Origin of the sequence: Devosia sp. SL43, assembly GCF_021729885.1 — a bacterium.
Lineage (GTDB): Bacteria > Pseudomonadota > Alphaproteobacteria > Rhizobiales > Devosiaceae > Devosia.
Genome location: NZ_CP063401.1, coordinates 1,259,124 through 1,280,766, shown reverse-complemented (window position 1 = coordinate 1,280,766; position 21,643 = coordinate 1,259,124). Strand labels below are relative to the sequence as shown.

24 protein-coding genes are annotated in these 21,643 nt (G+C 62.8%); 7 read left to right on the top strand and 17 right to left on the bottom strand.

From position 1 onward, the window contains the following. Nucleotides 1-9: 9 nt before the first annotated feature. Nucleotides 10-1,290 carry an urea ABC transporter substrate-binding protein gene (gene urtA, locus IM737_RS06315; protein ID WP_236899873.1) on the bottom strand — a complete coding sequence of 427 codons (1,281 nt, stop codon included), beginning with the start codon at nt 1,288-1,290 and terminating at the stop codon, nt 10-12. A 980-nt stretch (nt 1,291-2,270) separates the two neighbouring features. On the opposite strand from urtA, the gene IM737_RS06310 reads away from it, so the two are divergent. Next, nucleotides 2,271-2,984: a hypothetical protein gene (locus IM737_RS06310; protein WP_236899989.1), complete on the top strand. Its 714-nt coding sequence runs from the start codon at nt 2,271-2,273 to the stop codon at nt 2,982-2,984. Between the two features lie 37 nt (nt 2,985-3,021). Here IM737_RS06310 and ald read toward each other — a convergent pair whose 3' ends face one another. Next, nucleotides 3,022-4,137, bottom strand: coding sequence for an alanine dehydrogenase (gene ald / locus IM737_RS06305; protein ID WP_236899070.1), 1,116 nt, complete (start codon nt 4,135-4,137; stop codon nt 3,022-3,024). Nucleotides 4,138-4,260: 123 nt separating this feature from the next. Here ald and IM737_RS06300 point away from each other — a divergent pair, with 123 nt between their 5' ends. Beyond that, complete coding sequence (locus tag IM737_RS06300; protein ID WP_236899069.1) at nt 4,261-4,725, top strand: Lrp/AsnC family transcriptional regulator; 465 nt, start codon at nt 4,261-4,263, stop codon at nt 4,723-4,725. On the opposite strand, the gene IM737_RS06295 is transcribed toward IM737_RS06300, so the two are convergent. After that, nucleotides 4,722-5,240 carry a MarR family winged helix-turn-helix transcriptional regulator gene (locus IM737_RS06295; RefSeq protein ID WP_236899068.1) on the bottom strand — a complete coding sequence of 173 codons (519 nt, stop codon included), beginning with the start codon at nt 5,238-5,240 and terminating at the stop codon, nt 4,722-4,724. The two genes, IM737_RS06300 and IM737_RS06295, sit on opposite strands and share 4 nt — an antisense overlap. A 135-nt stretch (nt 5,241-5,375) precedes the next feature. Here IM737_RS06295 and IM737_RS06290 point away from each other — a divergent pair, with 135 nt between their 5' ends. Continuing rightward, nucleotides 5,376-6,266 (top strand): branched-chain amino acid aminotransferase, encoded by an 891-nt coding sequence (locus IM737_RS06290; protein ID WP_236899067.1) that lies wholly within the window; start codon nt 5,376-5,378, stop codon nt 6,264-6,266. A gap of 198 nt (nt 6,267-6,464) precedes the next feature. On the opposite strand, the gene IM737_RS06285 is transcribed toward IM737_RS06290, so the two are convergent. The 10 genes from IM737_RS06285 to IM737_RS06240 all read right to left on the bottom strand — a co-directional run bounded on the left by IM737_RS06285 (nt 6,465) and on the right by IM737_RS06240 (nt 16,193). After that, a complete protein-coding gene (locus IM737_RS06285; protein WP_236899066.1) occupies nt 6,465-6,911 on the bottom strand; it encodes a molybdenum cofactor biosynthesis protein MoaE in 447 nt (148 codons plus the stop codon). Between the two features lies 1 nt (nt 6,912). Then, the gene (gene moaD / locus IM737_RS06280; RefSeq protein ID WP_236899065.1) at nt 6,913-7,164 is read right to left on the bottom strand and encodes a molybdopterin converting factor subunit 1; all 252 of its coding nucleotides are present in this window, start codon (nt 7,162-7,164) and stop codon (nt 6,913-6,915) included. Next, nucleotides 7,161-7,712, bottom strand: a complete 552-nt coding sequence (pgsA, locus tag IM737_RS06275) for a CDP-diacylglycerol--glycerol-3-phosphate 3-phosphatidyltransferase (protein WP_236899064.1) — start codon at nt 7,710-7,712, stop codon at nt 7,161-7,163. Before pgsA ends, moaD begins: the two co-directional genes overlap by 4 nt. Before the next feature lie 68 nt (nt 7,713-7,780). Further along, nucleotides 7,781-8,854: a 3-deoxy-7-phosphoheptulonate synthase gene (locus tag IM737_RS06270; RefSeq protein ID WP_236899063.1), complete on the bottom strand. Its 1,074-nt coding sequence runs from the start codon at nt 8,852-8,854 to the stop codon at nt 7,781-7,783. A 234-nt stretch (nt 8,855-9,088) separates the two neighbouring features. After that, entirely contained in the window at nt 9,089-9,889 is an 801-nt protein-coding gene (locus IM737_RS06265) for an ABC transporter permease (RefSeq protein WP_236899062.1), read from the bottom strand. Between the two features lie 3 nt (nt 9,890-9,892). Then, nucleotides 9,893-10,696: an ABC transporter permease gene (locus tag IM737_RS06260; RefSeq protein ID WP_236899061.1), complete on the bottom strand. Its 804-nt coding sequence runs from the start codon at nt 10,694-10,696 to the stop codon at nt 9,893-9,895. Then, complete coding sequence (locus tag IM737_RS06255; RefSeq protein ID WP_236899060.1) at nt 10,693-11,697, bottom strand: ABC transporter ATP-binding protein; 1,005 nt, start codon at nt 11,695-11,697, stop codon at nt 10,693-10,695. The genes IM737_RS06260 and IM737_RS06255 overlap by 4 nt, the downstream gene beginning before the upstream one ends. A 608-nt stretch (nt 11,698-12,305) precedes the next feature. After that, nucleotides 12,306-13,313, bottom strand: a complete 1,008-nt coding sequence (gene corA, locus IM737_RS06250) for a magnesium/cobalt transporter CorA (RefSeq protein ID WP_236899059.1) — start codon at nt 13,311-13,313, stop codon at nt 12,306-12,308. 208 nt (nt 13,314-13,521) lie between these two features. After that, nucleotides 13,522-15,414: an excinuclease ABC subunit UvrC gene (gene uvrC / locus IM737_RS06245; RefSeq protein WP_236899058.1), complete on the bottom strand. Its 1,893-nt coding sequence runs from the start codon at nt 15,412-15,414 to the stop codon at nt 13,522-13,524. Next, a complete protein-coding gene (locus tag IM737_RS06240; RefSeq protein ID WP_236899057.1) occupies nt 15,411-16,193 on the bottom strand; it encodes an SDR family oxidoreductase in 783 nt (260 codons plus the stop codon). Before IM737_RS06240 ends, uvrC begins: the two co-directional genes overlap by 4 nt. A 218-nt stretch (nt 16,194-16,411) precedes the next feature. Here IM737_RS06240 and IM737_RS06235 point away from each other — a divergent pair, with 218 nt between their 5' ends. After that, on the top strand, nt 16,412-16,732 hold the full coding sequence (locus IM737_RS06235) for a hypothetical protein (RefSeq protein WP_236899056.1): 321 nt from the start codon (nt 16,412-16,414) through the stop codon (nt 16,730-16,732). Between the two features lie 69 nt (nt 16,733-16,801). After that, nucleotides 16,802-17,725, top strand: a complete 924-nt coding sequence (locus IM737_RS06230; RefSeq protein WP_236899055.1) for a DMT family transporter — start codon at nt 16,802-16,804, stop codon at nt 17,723-17,725. Here the strand turns inward: IM737_RS06230 and IM737_RS06225 are convergent, their stop codons facing one another. Together IM737_RS06225 and IM737_RS06220 are read right to left on the bottom strand one after the other, a co-directional pair. Continuing rightward, entirely contained in the window at nt 17,726-18,121 is a 396-nt protein-coding gene (locus IM737_RS06225) for a DUF2177 family protein (protein WP_236899054.1), read from the bottom strand. Between the two features lie 164 nt (nt 18,122-18,285). Then, nucleotides 18,286-19,008 (bottom strand): pyridoxamine 5'-phosphate oxidase family protein, encoded by a 723-nt coding sequence (locus IM737_RS06220; RefSeq protein WP_442874173.1) that lies wholly within the window; start codon nt 19,006-19,008, stop codon nt 18,286-18,288. 120 nt (nt 19,009-19,128) lie between these two features. Here IM737_RS06220 and IM737_RS06215 point away from each other — a divergent pair, with 120 nt between their 5' ends. Next, nucleotides 19,129-19,569 carry a hypothetical protein gene (locus IM737_RS06215; RefSeq protein WP_236899053.1) on the top strand — a complete coding sequence of 147 codons (441 nt, stop codon included), beginning with the start codon at nt 19,129-19,131 and terminating at the stop codon, nt 19,567-19,569. A gap of 45 nt (nt 19,570-19,614) precedes the next feature. On the opposite strand, the gene IM737_RS06210 is transcribed toward IM737_RS06215, so the two are convergent. Together IM737_RS06210 and IM737_RS06205 are read right to left on the bottom strand one after the other, a co-directional pair. Beyond that, on the bottom strand, nt 19,615-20,061 hold the full coding sequence (locus IM737_RS06210) for an SH3 domain-containing protein (protein WP_236899052.1): 447 nt from the start codon (nt 20,059-20,061) through the stop codon (nt 19,615-19,617). Nucleotides 20,062-20,171: 110 nt separating this feature from the next. Further along, nucleotides 20,172-20,594 (bottom strand): MarR family winged helix-turn-helix transcriptional regulator, encoded by a 423-nt coding sequence (locus IM737_RS06205; RefSeq protein ID WP_236899051.1) that lies wholly within the window; start codon nt 20,592-20,594, stop codon nt 20,172-20,174. Between the two features lie 144 nt (nt 20,595-20,738). On the opposite strand from IM737_RS06205, the gene IM737_RS06200 reads away from it, so the two are divergent. Next, nucleotides 20,739-21,638, top strand: coding sequence for a LysR family transcriptional regulator (locus IM737_RS06200; RefSeq protein ID WP_236899050.1), 900 nt, complete (start codon nt 20,739-20,741; stop codon nt 21,636-21,638). Nucleotides 21,639-21,643 lie beyond the last annotated feature (5 nt).

Here is a 21,643-nt window from a genome sequence, read left to right as displayed (position 1 = left end):
GCAGGGCGATTACATCGCTGTGCCGCCGCAGGTCTTGGTTTCAGTGTTGTAGTTGCCGCAGTTGATTGGAGCCGTCCAATCCGCTTCCAGCATCTTCGATTCCGGCAGGAAGTCGGTCCAGGCATCGCCGGGGACTTCTGCTTCGGTTTCCCACACGACGTCGAACTGGCCGTCGGCCTGGATTTCGCCGATCAGCACGGGCTTGGTGATGTGGTGGTTCGGCAGAACCTTGGCGATGCCACCGGTCAGGTTCGGGGTTTCGAGGCCGATGATGGCTTCGAGAACGGCGTCGGTGTCGGTGGTGCCGGCCTTCTCAACGGCCTGAACCCAGAGGTTGAAGCCGATGACGGTGGCTTCCATCGGGTCGTTGGTGACCTTCTCGGCATCGTTCATGAAGGTCTGCCAGGACGCGATGAAGGCTTCGTTTTCCGGGCTTTCGACTGACTGGAAATAGTTCCAGGCCGCGAGGTGACCGACCAGAGGAGTAGTGTCGAAGCCAGCGAGCTCTTCTTCACCGACCGAGAAGGCCACGACCGGGATGTCTTCGGCCACAATGCCCTGGTTGGCGAGTTCTTTGTAGAACGGCACGTTGGCGTCGCCGTTGATGGTCGAGACGACGGCTGTCTTCTTGCCGGTCGAGCCGAAGGTCTTGATGTCGGAGACGATGGTCTGCCAATCGGAATGACCGAAGGGCGTGTAGTTGATCATGATGTCTTCCGCGGCAACACCCTTGTCGATGAGGTACTGCTCAAGGATCTTGTTGGTGGTCTGCGGATAGACATAGTCGGTGCCGGCCAGGACCCAACGCTCGACGCCTTCTTCGTTCATCAGGTAGTCAACGGCCGGGATGGCCTGCTGATTGGGAGCGGCGCCGGTGTAGAACACGTTGCGCTGGGATTCTTCGCCCTCATACTGCACGGGGTAGAACAGGATCGAGTTGAGTTCCTCGAACACCGGCAGAACCGATTTGCGTGAGGAGGACGTCCAGCAGCCGAACACGGCGGCGACGCCGTTGACTTCGATCAGCTCGCGCGCCTTTTCGGCAAACAGCGGCCAGTCGGAGGCAGGGTCGACCACAACAGCCTCAAGCTGCTTGCCCAGGAGGCCGCCCTTCTTGTTCTGCTCCTCGATCAGGAACAGCATGGTGTCCTTGAGCGTGGTTTCGGAGATAGCCATCGTGCCCGACAGCGAGTGGAGGACGCCGACCTTGATGGTCTCGTCCTGAGCGAATGCCGGAACGGCAATTGCGCCCATAGTCATAGCCACGCCAAGCCCCAGACCCGCAATCATGCGGTTTACTACTGTCATGTTTTCCTCCGACAGATGTGTGTTTGCACCGCCCAGATGATTGCAAAGGACGTGCCAGCGTCTGTTGAAGTCACTTAAAGTGTTGATTCAACTTGAATATGCTCGGACCACAGGCCGGTGGGACGTCTTTCATTGCATACAAGACCAGGGGTGCCTGCCGGTTCTGTGAGCAGACATGTTTATCTCTGCTTAATGTTTAGGCAGTCAGCCCAAAGAGGTATATCCTGGCCACGAAACCCCGGCGGGTGGTGACCAGTCTGACGCATTGCGCTAAAGTGGTGGCACCGAAGAGATTCATCTTCGGCAGAGGTCGTTTGCACCGACTACCTCGGCCCTGCGCCTGCAAAGGCGTGGGGCTTTTTTGAGCAAACTAACCCCACAGCATCGGTTCAGTGGCCATGACAATGCTTGCGTTGCGCTGACATTGTCCGATCGAGCTAGCCTTTCGATCATAGATGACAAAGGCGGGAACCCTTGTCGGTGAGCGTCGTTAATGCAGCAAGCCCCGGTCGTCAGAAGATGGCGCCACCGGGGGTTGATTTGGTGCCCGTCCCTCCCGCGGCGCCAATCGATCGGTGGACTGCCGCAGAGGCTGACGCTCCTTTGTGGTGTCTCCGGTGGGGGCGCGAAACTCCGGTTTCGCGCCCTTTTTGTTTGTTGGATCATATCCACTGCATTTGAAGTTCAATCGGCTAGAATCCTGTCACCGACGGCAACCTGCCGTTCTTCATCGTAATGATGGTGATGAAACGGACTTGCGCCCCTCAATATTTAGTCTCCGCGCGACCAAACATGGTCGTATGAGGAGACGTAAAATGCGAAACAATCTAATTGTTGTAGTCGCCAGTGCTCTACTCGCTGGCACAGCTGTTCCAGTCCAGGCTGAGGGTTTGCTTGGTTCAATTGTAGGGAGGCAAGACGCACTCATTTCAATCAACGAGGGATCTGCCGGCGACAGCGGTTTGGTCAATCTCGGGCTGGGTGGTGGTGACGGTAACGTGGTCGATCTCGGCGTTGGCGGTGGCAGCGATCCGCTGGTGGGAGCAACGGTGGGAACCGGTGACGGTGTGTTCGGCGCTGACGTGAATGTCGGTGACGGACTTGCGACAGCGACGGCGAGTGTTGGTGGCAGCGATGGTCTGCTCGATGCCGATGTTGACCTGCTGAATGGTGGTGCCACGGTCGGTGTAAACGTGGGCGGACCAAGTCTGGTCGATGTGGACGTGGGCGTGTTGCCCGGAACGCCCGGAACGCCGGGTAACCCTGGCTCGCCCGGCAACCCTGGCGCACCGGGAGCGCCTGGAGCACCGGGCAACCCGGGAATGCCCGGTGGCCCGACCATCTCTGGTGTGCTCTTTGGTGGCAATGGCGGTGGTACCGTGCCGGTGTGTGATAGCGGTTCGGCCAACGACGTCGTTCGCCTGATCCAGAATACCAAGGCCAATGCCTCCTGGGTGCAGGCTTCCGGCGTCCAGGTGCAACGGGTCGATCTCTGCCCCGAGGTCAAGGTCTGGCTTGCAGCGCAACTCCAGGGATCGGCACTGGGCAACGCGCTGCGCTCGGCCGTGCAGTCGGATGCACTGCTCAGCGCTTCGCTGAGCCGCACCAGCTATGGCCCGGATCGCGTCTTTGCCATCAACAAGAGGGGCGCTCAGCTGATCGTCTACGTCTACTAGGCGAGATGGCACCCCGGTTGCGACCGGGTGCCGTTTCTCAGGCCAGCGCTGTTTCGGGCGAGATGAATTCGTAGCCCTGGACCTCGGCAACCGGTGCGCAAGTGACCTTGCCATTGCAGATATTGAGGCCGGCTCGCAGATGCGGGTCGGCCTTCAACGCCTCTTTCCAGCCGAGATTGGCCAGTCGGGTCACGTGGGGCAGGGTGGCATTGTTGAGGGCGTAGGTGGAGGTACGCGCCACGCCGCCGGGCATATTGGCGACGCAGTAATGCACGATTCCGTCGACGACATAGGTTGGTTCGGCGTGGGTGGTGGCGTGGGACGTCTCGAAGCAGCCGCCTTGGTCGATGGCGACATCGACGAGCACGGCGCCGGGCTTCATGGTTGCCAGCATAGCCCGGGTGACCAGCTTGGGAGCCGAGGCGCCGGGGATCAGTACGGCCCCAATGACCAGGTCGGCAGTGGCGACATGCTCGGCGATGGAGGCCTTGTTGGAATAGAGCACGCGGGCCTTGGCGCCGAAATGGCTGGCGAGGCGTTCGAGCGCATGCGGGTTGCGATCCAGGATGGTCACATCGGCCTGGAGGCCGACCGCGTTTTCGGCAGCATGGAAGCCCACGACGCCGCCGCCGAGGATGACCACCTTGCCGGGCTGGACGCCCGGTACGCCGCCGAGTAGCACGCCGCGGCCGCCATGGGCTTTTTCGAGGGCAGTGGCGCCGGCCTGGATGGCCATGCGGCCCGCAACCTGGCTCATGGGTTTGAGCAGCGGCAGGGCGCCGGAGGCATCGGTTACGGTCTCGTAGGCAATGCAGGTAGCGCCGGACGCGAGCAGGTCGCGGGTTTGGTCGGGATCGGGCGCCAGGTGGAGATAGGTGAAGAGCACCTGGTCGCGGCGGAGCATGTCGCGTTCGGCGGCTTGAGGCTCCTTGACCTTGACGATCATGTCAGCAGCATCGAAGACGACGCGGGCATCGTTGGCGATCTCGGCGCCGGCTTCGCGGTAGTCGTTATCGCTATCGCCGATACCGGATCCGGCCTGGGTCTCGACCATGACCCGGTGCCCCAGGGGGGTCAGCTCCGCCACGCTTTCCGGCGTGAGGCCGACCCGATATTCGTGATTTTTGATTTCTTTCGGTACGCCGATCAGCATGTTCCATCCTCCCCGATGCTTGCTGCACTCAGCAGATCGCGTTCGGCATCGAATGTGCTTGCAAAGCTTGTGTGAATTCGGATGAAATTCGAATGACGTTCAGCAAATCTGGGGGAATTCGCAATGGAGTTGCAGATCGACGCGGTGGATCGCAAACTGCTGCGGATATTGCAGGATGACAGCCGCAAGAGCGTGCAGGTTCTGGGCGATGCGGTCGGGCTCTCCGCCTCGGCCTGCCATCGGCGGCTGAAGGCGCTGGAGGAGCAGGGGCTGATCGAGGGATACCGCGCGGTGCTCAGTGCACGGCAGCTCGGCTATTCGATGCAGTTCTTTATCGAGGTTGGTTTGATCAGCCAGAGCGAAACGGCGCTCGAGGCGTTTGAGGCGGCGGTACGCGATATCCCTGAAGTGCTGGAATGCCACCTGATGGCCGGGCAATCGGACTATATTCTGCGGGTGGTCTGCCAGGATCACGAGGATTTCGAGCGGTTGCATCGACGGCTCAGCGCGCGGTTGCCGGGGGTCGCGCGCATTCACTCCAATATGAGTATTCGCACGGTGAAGGCCAGGACCGGGCTGCCTGTCTAGAGACCCGTGGTCAAATTGAGTCGATCGAGGACCGTGCGGTCGCCGGGTTCGACCATGCCGACAAGGAAGCGGGTGACGACGCGACGCGAGTCGGGGGGCAGGCTGGCGATGGCGGCCTCGATGCGGCTGGCCTGGCTGGTCGAGAGGGTGCCAAAGAACTGCTTGCCCTTGTCGGTGGCGAAAAGCAGGCGCTGGCGGCGGTCGGAGTGGCCAGTCTTCTGTTCGACATAGCCGTTGTCGATCAGCTGACGAAGGACGCGGGCGAGGCTCTGCTTGGTGATCTTGAGGATATCGAGCAAGTCGGCCACGGGCATGCCGGGCCGCAGATTGACGAAATACAGCACGCGGTGATGGGCACGGCCAAAGCCCTGGCGTTCGAGCAAAGCATCGGCATCGCCGGTGAAATCGCGATAGGCGAAAAAGAACAGGCCCATGATGTCGAGGGGCAGCGTTCCACCGCCAGGCGGCGGAGAATTTATGTCAGCTATGTTGACATTTTTTTGGGTTACTGCCATTGTCTTCCCATCAGGACGCCTTCACGTCTTATCCCCCAGCCTTTGTGGTTTGCCAAGGGCTTGGGCCTGGGGCATGATTGCGCCAAAACGGGCGACCGAAAACGGCGCCCTTCACGAAAGATGCGGGAGAGGATCATGGCAGGCGTGCCCATGGACCAGCGCGAAGGCTGGATCTGGTTTGATGGCGAATTCAAACCGTGGAAAGACGCGAAGATTCACGTGCTCACGCATGGGCTGCACTATGCCAGCTCGGTGTTCGAGGGCGAGCGCGCCTATGGCGGCGAGATATTCAAGTCGCGCGAGCATACCGAGCGGCTGATCCGTTCGGGCAAGACGCTGGACTTTACCATTCCGTGGTCGGTCGAGCAGATCGAGGAAGCAAAGCGCGAAGTGCTGGCCAAGAACGGCCTGGTCGATGCCTATGTGCGTCCCGTGGCCTGGCGCGGGTCGGAAGAGCTGAGCGTTCCGGCGCGCAACAACACCGTTCACCTGGCCATCGCTGCCTGGGTGTGGCCGAGCTATTTCTCGGTCGAGGAAAAGCTCAAGGGCATTCGCCTGGAGTGGAGCAAGTGGAAGCGCCCGTCGCCGGAGACGATTCCGTCCTCGGCCAAGGCTGCGGGCCTCTACATGATCTGCACGCTGAGCAAGGATGCGGCCATGGCCAATGGCTATGCCGACTCGATGATGCTGGACTATCGCGGCTATGTCGCGGAGGCCACCGGCGCCAATGCGTTCTTCATCAAGGGCAAGGACATCGTTACGCCCAAGCCCGATTGCTTCCTCAACGGCATCACAAGGCAGACGCTGATCGAACTGGCCAAGCGCAACGGCTTTACGGTGACCGAGCGTCACATGATGCCGGAAGAGCTGGCTGATTTCGACGAGTGTTTCCTGACGGGCACTGCAGCCGAAGTAACGCCGGTCAGTGAGATCGGCGAGTACAAGTTCAAGCCGGCAGAGGGCTGCAGGACGCTGATCGATGCTTATGCGGCGGAAGTACAGCCCAAGCGCGCCGCGGCGGAATGAGCGGAATCAGATTGTGAAGAAGCCGGGCCAAGTGCCCGGCTTTTTTTTGTTTTTTGGGAATGCCCGGTGCCACGCTCTCGTGGTTCGAGGCTCGTAGGAACTCGCACCTCACCATGAGGGCTACTCTAGTCGCGGAGTTTCAGTAGTCCTCATGGTGAGGTGCGCTTCTTCAGCGCCTCGAACCACGAGGGCGTGACGTTAGTCCCATCGTGCCCTGGCTTTATCGTCCCCGCTCGTCGCCTCAACCCAGCGCGTACCTCCTGGACCCGCTTCCTGTTTCCAGAATGGAGCATCGGTCTTGAGGTAGTCCATCAGGAACTCGGCGCCCTTGAACGCTGCTTCGCGGTGCGGAGAGAGGGTCATGACCTGGACGATGGGTTCGCCGGGTGCAAGCGTGCCATATCGGTGGATGACCGTGGCGGCGAGGAGGCTGAAGCGACTGGTGGCCTGATCGACGATGGCGGTGAGCTGGTTGATCGCCAACTCCGGATAGCATTCAAGCATTAACGCCGTGATCGGATCGTCCGGCTTTGAGCGGACTACGCCGGTGAAGGTCGCGGCGGCGCCGGCGCCCTGGCTGGCCTCGAGGAACGCGTTGAGTTCGGCGCCGGGGTCGAAGCGCTCGGTCTGGATGCGGACAGTCACGTCAGCCGCCGGTCATGGGCGGGAAGAGGGCGACCACGCCGGCCCCGACGATGGACGCCGAGTGCGGGACGAGTTTGGTGTCGACCGCGGCCTTGATGAGGGCGCGCTTTTCAACCGCGAGGGCGAAGGCTTCGTCTCGGGTCGCCAGCCAGTCGATCAGGTCGGCTACGGTGGCGACCTCGGATGGGGGCGAGACCTCCTCTTCGCCGCGATTGAGACGTTCGCGCAGCCAGGCGAAGTAGAGAATTTTCATGATGCATCGCCGGAGAGATGCGGCCAGCTGGCGCGCAGGTATTGGAAGCCGGTCCACATGGTCAGGATGGCTGCGAGCCAGAGCAGGATATCGCTGACAAGGCCGAAGCCGGGGACGATGCGCTCGAACAGGACGACGGCCAACGATACAAGCTGGATCGTGGTCTTCCATTTGGCCAGCCAGCTCACCGGCAGCACGATCTGCGTATTGCCGAGGAATTCGCGCAGGCCGGGGATGAAGAATTCGCGAAACAGGATGGCGCAGACCGGGATCATGTCCCATCCGGAAAAGCTGCCATCCCAGGCGAGGGCGGCGATGAGGATGCCGACCAGCAGCTTGTCGGCGATGGGATCGAGCATCCGGCCCAAGGGCGAATACTGGTTCCAGGCGCGGGCGAGATAGCCGTCAAGCCAGTCGGAAGCAGCGGCGATGACGTAGATGATCAGCGCAATGAGCCGCATAATGAGATCGCCATTCATCACCAGAGCGACGATGGGGACAATCGCGAGGATGCGCGCGATGGTGATGAGGTTGGGGACGAGCAGCAAAGGGTTCCTGGCCATGGGGAGACAGAACAGGAATATACGTCCCCGGGTCAAGCCCGGGGACAAGTTGTTCAGGCCACCTGCTGGTTGGTCGCTGCGCGGCGCTGGGTTACGGCGTCGGCCAGAGCTTCCAGTGCCACCACTGTCGTGTCCCAATCGATGCAGCCATCGGTGATGGACTGGCCATAGACCAGGTCCTTGCCCTCGACCAGATCCTGCCGGCCGGCGACGAGGTTGGATTCAACCATGACGCCGATGATGCGGCGATCGCCTGCTGCCATCTGGGCGCCGATATCGGCCAGAACCAGCGGCTGGTTTTCCGGGTTCTTGGACGAATTGGCGTGGCTGGCGTCGATCATGATCACCGGCGATAGGCCGGACTTTGTTGCAGCTGCCGCAGCGGCGTCGACACTTGACGCATCGAAGTTGGTGGTTTTGCCGCCGCGCAGGATGATGTGGCAGTCCTCGTTGCCCGTGGTGGCGGCGATAGCGGAGCGGCCATCCTTGGTGACGGCGAGGAAATGGTGCGGCTGGCTGGCCGAACTCACCGCGTCCAGCGCAATTTTGACGTTGCCGTCGGTGCCGTTCTTGAAGCCGACCGGGCAGGAGAGGCCCGAAGCCAGTTCGCGATGGATCTGGCTCTCGGTGGTGCGGGCGCCGATGGCGGCCCAGCTGACGAGGTCGGCAATGTATTGCGGCGTCGTCATGTCGAGGAATTCGCAGGCGGCGGGCAGGCCGAGATTGGCGATATCGAGCAGCAGGGCGCGAGCGGTGTGGAGGCCGGTGTCGATGTCGAAGCTGCCGTCGAGATTGGGGTCGTTGATCAGGCCCTTCCAGCCGACGGTGGTGCGGGGCTTTTCGAAGTAGACGCGCATGATGATTTCAAGGCGGTCGCCGAGCTGGTCGCGCAAGGCCACGAGGCGCTTGGCGTAGTCGATGGCGGCAGCGGGATCGTGGATGGAGCAGGGGCCGACGACGACGGCAAGGCGGTCATCGGTGCCAGCAAGGATGTTGTGGAAGTCGTGGCGGGCACTGATGACGGTCCTGGTGGCGGCGTCGGTGCGCGGATGCTGGCGCATGACCTCGATGGGGGTGGTCAGCGGTTTGATCTCAGTGATGCGGAGGTCGTCGGTGGATTTGAGCATTGGTCGGGCTTTCGAGAGTTGCTCGAAGCGGCCAACAAAAAAGCCGCCTCGGGGGGAGGGCGGCTGGCTTACGGTTTGGTCTTGGTCTTTAGGGGATCAGGACACGCGCGCGTTAGCCTCCGCCGGGAGCGGATAGCTAAAGTACCAAAACGAGAAGGTGGCGGCGGTGTTCATGGGCGCAATGTGTAGCGGAGGTTTATCTGGGTTGTCGAGTCCCGACTTTGGTCGAAGACGTCAGCCGCCGGCTCCCTGGTAGTTGCGCAGGCACCAGCGCCAGTGAGCCATGGCGATGAGGACGCAAAGTGGCCCCATGAGTAGGGCCGCCGGCGCCGCCCAGTCGCCGATCAGTGGCACCGGTTTGCCCAGGAGGGCTGCGACGGGGACATAGGCGAGGAAGGCCAGCGGTGCGACCGTGAGCATCAGCACCTGCAGGGGCAGGGGAAAGATGTTGAGCGGGTAGCGGGCCAGTTCCCAGAAGCCGAAGAAGATCTGGTAGAGGTGGTTCGACTTGACCCAGACCAGGGCAGTGGCGCCGATCATGGTCATGACGGCAGCCACGATCATGGCGGCGCTGGTCAGATAGGCCAGGAAGAGCAAGGCCAGCAGAGGCGTCCAGGTGACGTCGACCTGGGTGAGAGACCAGGCCATGAGCCCGATGGCCAGCACGATGTGGCCGGTATAGCCGATGTTGAGGCCGGAGAAGACGAGGTAGGTCCAGGGGCCGATCGGCTTGACGAGGATGGCGTCGAAGGTGCCCATGCGGACCTTGTCCTCGATTTCGCGGAACTGGACGAAACTGAGCGAGGCGCCGAGGGAATAGCCGAGCAGGTGGAAGGACAGCAGCAGCGCCATTTCCGGCCAGAGCCAGCCGCCGAGCGAGCCAAAGCGGGCGAGGATGAGCGAGATGGCGGTGTACATCGAGGCATAGGCCGCGAATTGTGAGAGCCAGCCGAGCACCATGGCGCCGGGATATTCGGCCTTGCTGCGGATGAAGGTCCGCACGAGAGCTGGGATGACGATGTGGAGGCGGGCCATGGTTCAGCCTCCCTGCACGATGAGACGGTGGCGGGCCTTGGCCCAGAGCCAGACGAGGGCCAGTATCAGCACAGCGAGCCAGACGAGGCCGATGGCGAAGTAGAGCAGGGTCTCTGACGTGCCCAGTTTTCCGACATAGACAGCGGCCGGATAGTAGGAGACCCAGGCGAAGGGCAGGTGGCCGGCAATGGCGGCGAGCCAGCCGGGAAAGAACCAGAGCGGCACGAGGCCGCCCGACAGCAGCGTCATGATGGAATTGAAGAACCAGTCGAGCGACTGCGTCGTCATCAGCCAGAATGCTGCCAGACCCAGGAGGGTGGTGAGCAGGAACAGGATCATGAAGGACAGCGCCCAGAATGGCAGGAAGGCCAGGGCGTGGAACAGGCTGGCCGGAGGGGCAAGGCCGATGGTGATGGCGACGATGATGGCCACCGGCAGGGTGACAGTGAGCAGATCGAAGAAGAAGTTGCCGAAGTGGTTGGCCAGCAGATAGCCCGGATAGTGCAGGGGCTTGAGCAGGTAGACGGCGACGTCGCCGGATTTTATGGCCACGCCAACGTCGTTGAGTAGGCGATGGTAGTCCCAGTACAGCACCGGCCCGGCGAGGAGGGCGTAGGTGACCATTTGGGGCAGGCTGACGCCGTCGATGGTGACTGAGCCTGCCGTCGTGAAGACGGAGACCCAGATGGCGATGCGCGCAAACATGAAGACGAGTTCGCCGAAGACGCCGGACCACACCTGATTGCGATAGGCGAGGCGGGACTGGAAGGCGGTGGCGGTGAAGGCGGGGTAGGACAGGGCCTTCATGCCGGGGACCCCGCGAGCCGGGGCTTGTTCTGGTAGAAGGTGCGGATCACCTCCTCGATGTCAGGTTCCTCGAGCTTGACGTCCTTTAAGTTGTGGCCGCGACCGACTTCGTTGAGGACGTCGATCAGCGAGATCGACTCGTCTTCGAGCAGGAAATGCTTGGCGGCCCCCTCGTCGGCCGACAGGGTGGCAGTGGTCAGGGCGATGGGGCCGGGGTCGGTGGCAAATTCCAGCGTCAGGCGGCGGCGTGAGCCGAGGGTGGCGCGCAGGTGGCGCAGCTCGCCGTCGAACAGCAGCTTGCCATCGTCCACCATGATCAGTCGCGGGCAAATCTGCTCGATATCGACCAGGTCGTGGGTGGTGAGGATGATGGTGGTGCCGCGCTCGCAGTTGACCTCGGAGAGGAATTTTCGAACGGCATCCTTGGCGACCACGTCGAGGCCGATCGTCGGTTCGTCGAGGAACAGAATCTTGGGGTCGTGCAGCAGGGCCATGGCGATCTCGGCGCGCATGCGCTGGCCCAGGCTGAGCTGGCGCACCGGGCGGTCGAGATAGCTGTCCATGGCGAGCATCTTGGTCAGATAGGCCAGGTTGTCGGCGAAGCGGGCTTCGGGAATGTCGTAGATGTGGCGGTTGAGCGCGAAGCTGTCGCGCGCCGGCAGATCCCACCAGAGCTGGCTGCGCTGGCCGAAGACGACCCCGATCTCGGCGGCGTTGACCATGCGCTGGCTATGCGGCTCACGGTCGAGCACGCTGAGGCGGCCGGCGGAGGGCGTGAGGATGCCGGTCATCATCTTGATCATGGTCGACTTGCCGGCGCCGTTGGGGCCGAGATAGCCGACGGCCTCACCCGCCGCGATGGTGAAGCTTACATCGGCCACGGCGCGAACTTCGGTATATTCGCGGCTGAACAGGCCCTTGATCGCGCCGCCAAAGCCGGCAAAGCGCTTGGACTGGCGGAACGTCTTGCTGACGCCGCTGGCGGTGATGATGGCTGACATGGCGGTTTTCCCTGCGGGCGAGGACGCTAGCCGATTCTCGGGATGCGTGAAGGATTTATGACGAGCGGAAGCGCCGCCTGTGATGCGGTTGTCGTGTCGTCCGGGTCCGCTCAGCGTTGAGCGATGGTGGCGAGGCGCTTGCCTCGAACGGTAGAGTGGAAAGTGAGACAGACGCCTCGCCACCACGCCGGGATTTTTCGCACACGCATCGAGCAGCCAACCCTCATTCGGGCGTTGGGATCGACAATGTGGGCAAGGCATACGCCCAGCAAACCCCACATGGCCGTCCGGCTGGTGGTCAGCATCCATGCGGGAGCCTGGCGACCCAAACTCCCCGGCACTCCCCACGCAGATCACTCGTCATGACCGGGCTCTGTCGTGGGCAACGGGGAGAGGATACGAGCAATTTTGCGGGCGGGGATAAGATGGATAGCCTCGCGAAGTGGCAGTCGACTCCCTCCCCCTTGCGGGTGGGTTAGGGTGGGTTGGGTTGGCCCGGATATATCGGGGCACTCGTCCCCCACCCCAGCTGCGCTACGGCCCTTCGGGCCTAGCTTCGCTACCCTCCCCGCAAGGGGGGAGGGAGGATCCGCTGGTTGGACTGCCCGCTACAGCCAGCCGCTCTTGCGCAGGCGGTAGTAGAGGGTGCCGCAGATGGCCGTCACTGCCGCCAGCACGAAGAGGTAGCCGTATTGCCATTTGAGCTCGGGCATGAATTCGAAGTTCATGCCATAGATGCCGGCGACGGCGGTCGGGACGGCGAGGATGGCGGCCCAGGCGGCGAGGCGGCGGGTGATGTGGGTCTGCTGCACCTGGCCGGCCATCATCGAGGCCTCGAAGGCAAAGGCGAGGACTTCACGCAGGGCGTCGATTTCGTCCTGAACGCGATGGATATGGTCGGTGACGTCGCGGAACAGGGGCTGCATCGAGGCTTCGATGGGACGGACTTCGACGCGCTGCACGCGGCGGCAGACATCGACCAGCGCCGAGGCTGCATTGCGCAGGCGGAGCAGGTCGCGGCGGAGCATGTAGAGGCGCTGGACCTCCGATTGCTGCAACTCGCCGAAGACCTTGTCCTCGATGGCTTCGACCTCGGTATTCATGGTTTCGAGGACGGGCATGTAGTTGTCGACGATGAAATCGAGCAGGGCGTAGAGGATGTAATCCTCGCCATGGGACAGGACGGTCGGGCAGGACTCGGCGCGCTGGCGGACGGGGGCGTAGGAGGTCGACGCGCCGTGACGGACCGAGACGATGTAGCCCCGGCCGACGAAGATGTGGGTCTCGCCGAAGCTGATCCGACCATCAAGCATGTGGGCGGTGCGGGCGACGATGAAGACGCAGTCGCCATATTGCTCGAGCTTGGGCCGCTGGTGGGGCTGGGCGGCGTCCTCGATGGCGAGGTCATGGAGGCCGAATTCGCGCTGCACGCGGGCGAGAAGCTCGGTGCTGGGTTCGAGGAGGCCGATCCAGACGACATGGCCGGGGCGCTTTCGCCATTCGCCGGCGCCGTCAATGCCGATATCGGCGAGGCGGGTGCCACCGGCATAGACGCTGGCGGCGACGACGCCGGGTTCGAGCGCGGGCTTTTCTTCGACTGGAACGGCGTGCAGCATGATGGGCCTCCTACACGAGGGGGAATGCTACGCCTGTTGGGTTAAGCAAGAAAGAGTGGGATGGCGCTCTGTTCAACCACCGGGTCATTCCGGCGAAGGCCGGAATCCATGTCCGTGGTTCGCCGCGACATCCAGTGCAGGGATGGGCCAACGCATGGATCCCGGCCTTCGCCGGGATGACATCGGACATGCGGTGAAGCCGTCTGCCTCAATCCACCCTGTTGAAGTGATCGTAGATCAGTTGTGCCATGGCGCTGGAGATGGTGGGGACCGATTGCAGGTCGGTGAGGCTGGCGCGGCCGACGGCCTTGGCGGAGCCGAAGTGGTTGAGGAGGGCGCGTTTGCGGGTTGGGCCGATGCCTTCGATTTCGTCGAGCGGATTGCGGATTTCGGCCTTGTTGCGCTTGGCGCGGTGGGTGCCGATGGCGAAGCGGTGGGCTTCGTCGCGCAGGCGCTGGACGTAGTAGAGTACCGGATCGCGGTGGGGGAGCATGAAGGCGTCCTTGCCCTCCATGAAGAATTTCTCGCGGCCGGCGTCGCGCTCCTCGCCCTTGGCGATGCCGATGAAGGTGACTTCCTTGGGCAGGTTCAGCTCGGCGATGACTTCGCGGACGGCGTTGAGCTGGCCGGCGCCGCCATCGATGAAGACGACATCGGGCCAATCGGGCATGCCGGTATTCTCGTCTTCGGCGTCGTTGTCGCTCTCGTTGGCAAGGCGGGTGAAGCGGCGGGTCAGCACTTCGCGCATCATGCCGAAATCGTCACCGGGGGTGATGGTCGTCGATTTAATGTTGAAGGTTCGGTAGAACTTCTTGGCGAAGCCTTCCTCGCCGGCCACGACCATGGCGCCCACGGCATTGGTGCCCGAGATGTGCGAGTTATCGTAGGTCTCGATGCGACGCGGTACGTCTTCGAGGCCGAAGGTTTCGGCGACGCCTTCGAGCAGGCTGCGATTGGTGGCGCCTTCGGCAAGCTGACGGCCAAGCGCTTCGCGGGCATTGTTGAGGGCGTGGTTGACCAGGTCGCGTTTTTCGCCGCGCTTGGGCTGCTCGATATAGACGCGGCGGCCGGCGCGGGTGGTGAGGGCTTCCTCCATGACCTCGGGCTCGGCTAGGTCGTGGCTGATGAGAACGAGGCGGGCCGGGGTGCGGTTTTCGTAGAACTGGCCGATGAAGGCTTCGAGCACTTCGGCATCGCTGAGGCTGGCATCGGCCCGCGGGCGATAGGGGTAATTGCCCCAGTTCTGGAAGGCGCGGAAGAAGAAGACCTGCACGCAGAACTGGCCGCCTTCGTGGTGGATGGCGAAGACGTCGGCTTCTTCCACGGCCTTGGCGGTGGCGTCGCCCTGCGACTGGACGAGGGCGAGGGCGGAGAGGCGATCGCGGAGCAAAGCGGCGCGTTCGAAATCGAGCTGTTCGGCGGCCTGGTTCATGTCCGCTTGCAGGTGGCTGCGCACGGCGCTGGACTTGCCTGACAGGAATTGGCGTGCGTCTTCGACGAGCTCGGCATAGCCTTCGAGGCTGATCTCGCGGGTGCAGGGGGCGGCGCAGCGCTTGATCTGGTGCTGCAGACAGGGGCGGGTGCGGGCGGCGTAGAAGCTGTCCGAACAGTTGCGCAGCAGGAAGGCCTTTTGCAGGCTGGCAATGGTGCGGCCGACGGCAGTTGCCGAGGCGAAGGGACCGAAATAGTGGCCCTGACGGCGGCGGGTGCCGCGATGCTTAGTGAGCTCGGGCGCCTCGTGATCGGTGGCGATCAGGATATAGGGGAAGCTCTTGTCGTCGCGCAGCAGCACGTTGAAGCGGGGCTTGAGCCGCTTGATCATGTTGGCTTCGAGCAGCAAAGCTTCGGACTCGGTTTCGGTGCGCACGAATTCCATGCTGACCGTCGCGGCGATCATGCGCTGCAGGCGAACTTCGAGGCCGTCGGGGCGGGTATAGTTGGTGACGCGCGCCTTGAGGTTGCGCGCCTTGCCCACATACATGACCTCGCCCTCGGCATCGAGCATGCGGTAGACGCCCGGCGCCGATGGCAGGGTGCGGACGAAGGCGCGGATGACTTCGTGGCCGCTTTTTTGCGGAGGCGTGGTGCTCTCGTCGGTCATGATCGTGGTGTCGGTGCGCGGCGCGCCGGATATTCGAGGTGTTGCCCGCCATCAAGGGCCAGCATCTGGCCGGTCATCGATGCGGTGCGCAGCAGGGTGATGACGCCGTCAGCGATGGCTTCTGGGCCGGCATGCTTTTGCAGCGGCAGGGCTTTGACATGCGCATCGAATGTCGCCTGATCCTGGCGGGAATGGGGCAATACGGGGCCGGGGCCAATGGCGTTGACGCGAATGTACGGGGCGAGCGACTGCGCCAGGGTGCGGGTGGCGGTCCACAGCACGGATTTGCTGAGGGTGTAGCTGAAGTAGGCGGGCGACGGATGCAGCACGCGTTCGTCGATGATGTTGACGATATTGCCGTCGGCGCCGTCGGGGAGTTGGGCGGCGAAGTCGCGGGAGAGGAAGATCGGTGCCTCGGCGTGGATGGCGAAATGCTGGTCCCAGAGGGCCTCGTCGACATCGGTGGCGCTGTCGGGATCGAAGAGCGATGCGTTGTTGACGAGGACCGTCAGCGGGCCAAAGGGCTTTGTGGCCTTGGCGATGAGGGTAGCGCGCTGGGCGCGTTTGGTGAGGTCGGCTTTGACGATGGCAGCCTTGCCGCCCGTCCGCACGATGTCATCGCGGACCTCACGGGCGCCCTCGGCGTCGGAGCGGTAGTGGATGACCACGGCATGGCCGCTGCGGGCCAGGGCGCGGGCGATGGCTGCGCCGATGCGGTCGCCCGCGCCGGTGACGAGCGCGACGGGCAGGGCAGGTGATTGGGCGGGTTGATTCGTCATGCTGCTGATAGGGACATATTGGGCGGACCATAGGCGGTTTTGGTGACGTTCTTCAATGTCGCGTGGCGGCGCAAGTCTGGTGCTTATCGCCTGTTTGCGCCCTGGCTGCTGACAGGTTCGGGCAGCAGCGCTGTCCTTTTGTTGCACAAAATTTGGGCGTAGTCTCAGGCGGTTAGGGCAAGGCAGCGGAGGGCTGCCAAACTTTGGAGGGGACTAAAATGGAAGTAATCTTACCAATTCTCGTGCAACTGATCGGTGGCGGCGTTGGCGGCAACGTCATCGCGCAGATCGTCAAATCGCTCAACCTCGGACCGGCCGGCAATACGATCGTGGGCGCGATCGGTGGCGTGGCCGGAACCTGGCTGGCCAGCATGATCCCGGGGCTCAACGCGCTGGTCGCCGGAACGGCCGGCGCGGCGGGTGCTGCTGGGGGCATCGATATCGGAGCGCTTGCCGGGCAGGGCGCCACGGGCCTGGTCAGCGGTGGCATTCTCACGGCGATTGCGGGCCTGATCAAGTCGACCATGGCCAAGGCCTGACGTTTGCGATAGCGCTCTGGCGTCCCGGATTTTGGCCGGGGCGCCTTCATCCCTTTCTGTCGTAGATCCATGTCCATTTCAGCTGCCGATCACCGGACCGACAATGTCGGCCGGGCCATTTTTCTGACGCTCATCACCATCGGTGTTTTCGGCGTGCAGGACGCGATGTCCAAGACGCTGATGCAGACTTATTCGCCGTTCCAGATCACCATGATGCGCTATTGGGGCTTTGCCATATTTGCGCTGGTGCTGGTGATGCGGCAGGCGCCGTTGCGGCAGGCTCTGTCGTCCAAGGTCCCGCTGCTGCAGGTGATCCGGGGTTCGCTGCTGATCATCGAAATCTGGTGCTTTGCGCGTGCACTGCAAACGGTGCCGCTGGGCGAATTGCAGGCGATATCGCTGGTCTATCCGCTGCTGGTGACGCTGTTCGCCATTCCTATCTTGGGTGAGAAGGTCGGAGTGTTCCGGTTCGTCGCCGTGGCGGTTGGGTTTGCCGGCGCGCTGATCATCGTGCGGCCCGGTGGGCTTCCTCTCGACTGGGGCGTCTTCTTTGCCATCCTGTCGTCGACGCTCTATTCGATCTACATCGTCATCACCCGCAAGGTGAGCCAGTATGACAGTGCCACTACGAGCATGGCCTATAACGGGTTGATGGGGCTGCTGCTGTCGAGCGCGGTTGGGGTGTTCTTCTGGCAGAACATGGCGTGGGGCGATGTGCTGATCCTGTGCGCGATCGTGGTCACGACGTGTCTTGGGCATGGGCTGATGGTCTTTGCTCTGTCGATGGCACCGGCGAGCACGGTGCAGCCGTTCAACTACTTCTCGCTGCCATGGGCGATCGTGCTGAGCGCCGTCATTTTCCACGAGTGGATCGATCCGATCTCGCTGGTGGGGGCGGGCGTGATCGTGGCGGCGGGGCTGGTGGTGATGGCGCGCGAGCGGATGCGCAAGGTCGAGATCAAGGATGATCCGCTATTGCCAGGGCGGGAATGATCAGGCGCTGAAGAAGCGACTGACCCACACACTGCCGCCAGCCGTGACGGCAGTGAGGACAGTGCCCCAGGCCATGTCGACAATGGCGACGGTCGGGGTGAAGCCCTTTACGGTGGAGAGATTAGTCAGGTCGTAGGTGCCGTATGCGACGAAGCCGAGGACGGCGCCCATCAGCAAGGCCTTGACGATGTCGCCCTCGGCTGGCGCCGACACCAGCACGACCACGCCGACGAGATAGGCGAGATAGAACAGGCCGGCCACCGCCAGATTGGGACTGGGCAGCAGCAGTCCGCCCAATTCCTTCTGGTATAGGCGGCCGACCATTGTGCTCAGCCAGATGAAGTCGAGCGGGAAGAAGATGAGCGCAGCAGCACCATAAAGGATAAGGTATTTCATGGTGCACGACTCCTCGGCGGGTTGCTTTCACGTCATGGAACCCGCAATGCGCGCTGCCCTGCAGACTGGGTCCTCATATCCTATACGTAGGATTGGGCGATCCAGTTTTCGGTCAACGCACTTTTCGGCGTGTTCCGGCGTGAAATTCAACCCGCCGTCGGTGGCTAGAGAACCACCTTGGCATTTTCGCCGATCTTCGGGGAGCGGCCGGTGACGGCTGCGGCAAGCATCGAGATGGTTGTCACAATACGGCCAGGGCTGTCCCACAGCTCGGCATCGTGCGGCGTGACCTTGATGACGCGGATGGCCGGATCTTCCGGGCTGTCCCACCAGGCCTTGGCGAAGGGGTTCCACAGTTCCTTGATCTTGGTGCGGTCGTTCAGGACGGCTGCCTTGCCTGAAAGCGCGACATACTTGCTGTGCTTGTGGTCGGCGAAGCTGACGCTGACATGCGGGAATTCGGAGACCTGATCATCCTTCTCGCCGTTGATGTCGGTCAGGAAGTAGATCGCGCCTTCATCCTTCTCGACCGTGGCGGCGAGTGGGCGGGCGCGCTGTTCCTTGCCGTCCCAGGTGACGAACATGGCAATGCCGATGCGCTTGGCCAGTTCCCAGACGCGGTCGACGTGATCGTCATGTTCCTTGCCGGTCATGCTGGAATCGCGGGACTGGCGGTTGGCCGGTGCCGTGGCGCGCTTGGCGGATTTGGTGGCCGGCTTGGCAGACTTTGCTGCCGGCTTGCTGGCGGTCTTGGCCTTGAGGGTGGCCGCAGCGCCGCTATTGGTGGCCGATTTGCTGGCGGCACTCTTGGCCGCTGGTTTGGCAGCTGCCGACTTTGTGGCGGCGCGGGCGGGCTTCTTGTCTTCGGTGGTGGTGGCGGTAGCCATGGCAGGTCCCTTCAACTGTATTGGTTGGTGGACATAACGAGCCAGGCCCGTAGCGGTTGCGTGGTCTTGAAGTTGCCGGTGGCGAAGGGCATGTGAGGATGGATTGATGGGAGAGGCGCGATGATCTGGTTGATCGAGATTGCACTGGTGCTGCTGCTGGTCGGCGGGAGTTGGACCTTGCTGTCGCGCGGCAAGCGGACGGATCAGCGCGAGTCGCTGACCATGCGGCGGGTCGATGCCTATATCGAGACGATACGGCGCGAGCGAACCAACAAGGATCTCGTGGCGATGAGCGACACCGAGTTGCGCGACCTGCTGCATTCGGGCGCGCGCAACCTGCGGGTAGCATCGGAGCGCAAGGGCTGGACTTTGCTGGGTGCGGCTGCGGTGACGCTATTCTCGGCGATCGGGGCAGCCAGCCAGGATGGGCTGCGGGGCTTCGCGATCGCCATGGTTATCGGCGCCATCGTCACCTATGGGCTCAACGAGTTCATGAGCCGGCGCATGCGGGAGCCGCTGGAGCAGCGCGGCATCGATATCGACCGCCTGAAGGTCGAATAGAGAACGCCGCCCCGGGGGGCGGCGTACCGATTTTGTTGGATTGGCTTAGTTGCCGACGCAGAAGTAGCCGTTGGGGCCGTTGAAGCAGACGCTGCCACCGTTATTAGGATAGGACGGGTAGGTCGGCCACGGGTTCGGGTTCCAGTGTGGTGGGCGCGGCGGACGCGGGTTCCAGTGCGGCGGGTGTGGCGGATAGGGGCGATCCCAATCGTCGTCATCGTCCCAATCGTTGCCGCCGCGTGCCAGGTAGTTGGCTGAGACCCAGCCATCAGGGCCGCGCTTTTCGACATAGCACCAGCTGCCCTGGCACTGCAGCACATCGACCTGCTCGCCACGCCGAAGCACGTCGACCTTGGCATAATAGGTGCCGGGACCGGACCGTACATTGACGTTGCCAGTGGCGACCGCGGGGGCGGCGAATGCCGCAGCCGTTGTCGCCAGAAGCGCCACTGCCGCGAAGCCGCCAGCAATGAGTTTCTTGCTCAGAGCCATTTGCTTTTCTCCTGTTCTGCAAGGCACTAAATGCCTGAGCGCCAAGAAAACACCTTCGCGAATGAACCGAAGCTGAATGGATTGGGCAGACGCCTGGCGCCGCAATCGGCCTAGAGGCTGAGGAGTTGCACGAAGCGCTTGAGGCGGTCGCCCAGCTTCTTGCGCTGCTTGGGCTTGAGCTCGCCCATCAGCGCCTCTTCAAGCTGGCTCCAATGGTCGGCCAGGCCATCGCGAATGCGCACGCCACGCTGGGTGAGGGCAATTCCGGGCGCCAATTCTGGGCCCACCGCCTGGCGGGTCACAAGTCCGCGATCGAGCAGGCGGGAGAGCCGGGTGGTCAACGCGACCTCGGTCAGTCCCAGCTCGGCGGCCAGTTCGACCTCGGTGGTGCCGGCGCGGCCCAGCTCGAACAGGATGGCGTCGTCACCGGGCTCAAGGCCGCGTTCGGATAGCGGCAGCAACAGCGCGCGGTGGGCGAGCTGCCCGGCTTCGATCAGCCGGTAGAGCGTGGAGCGGGACGAGGGTTTGGACATGGGCGGGAAAATAGTCCGAACTCCTTGGGCACGTCGATTGTGGTTCCAGTCTATCGTTAATCGTGGAACGACCAAGGCCCGTTATTGTTCACTGAGAGCAGATGAGTTATGCGTCCATTGCGATGATCTCATGAACGGACGCCCATGACACAGGACCTGGCCCGCATCCGCGCATTCGTTCAGGTCTTTGATTCCGGCGGCTTTTCGTCGGCGGCGCGCCAGCATGGACGCTCCAAGGCGCTGCTCAGCAAATATGTCACTGACCTCGAGGACTATCTGGGCGTGCGGCTGATGAACCGGACCACGCGCAAGCTCAGTCTGACCGAGGCCGGCGAGGCGTATTATCGCGAGGCCAGTGCGCTGCTGCAGCAGCTCGACGATCTCGATGCCACCATCACCGACCAGACGGCGGAGCCGCGCGGGCTGCTGCGGGTGTCGGCGCCACGCAATTTTGGCGAGGATACGCTGGCGCCGGCAATTTACGAATATCTGCGCAAGCATCCGAAGGTAACGCTCGATCTGCGGCTGGAGGATCGCTATGTCGACCTAGTCGATGAGGGGATCGACGTTGCCTTGCGCATTTCGACGCTGGCGGATTCCTCGCTGATCGCGCGCAAGATCGCCGACATGCATGTGGTGGTGGGGGCATCACCGGCGTTGCTGAAGGAGCACGGCACGCCCAAGCATCCGGAAGACCTGCGCCACCTGCCATGTATCGTCGACGTGAACCTGCAGGGGCAATCGAACTGGCGCTTCATCGAGGATGGCAAGACCATCTCGGTGCCGGTCAACGGACCGCTGCGCGTGAATTCGCCTCTGGCGGCGCGCGAGGCCGCCGTGATGGGCCTCGGATTTGTCGTATTGCCGTCCTACCTCGCCGATCCTGTGGTGGCCAAAGGTGAGCTCGTGCCGGTGCTGACGGATTTCCTGCCGACGGGACAGACGCTGCAGGCGGTCTATCCGCATCGGCGACATCTGGCCGGCAAGGTGCGGGCGCTGATCGACCATCTGGTCAAGTGGTTCCAGATCCATCCCATCAGCTAGGGGCA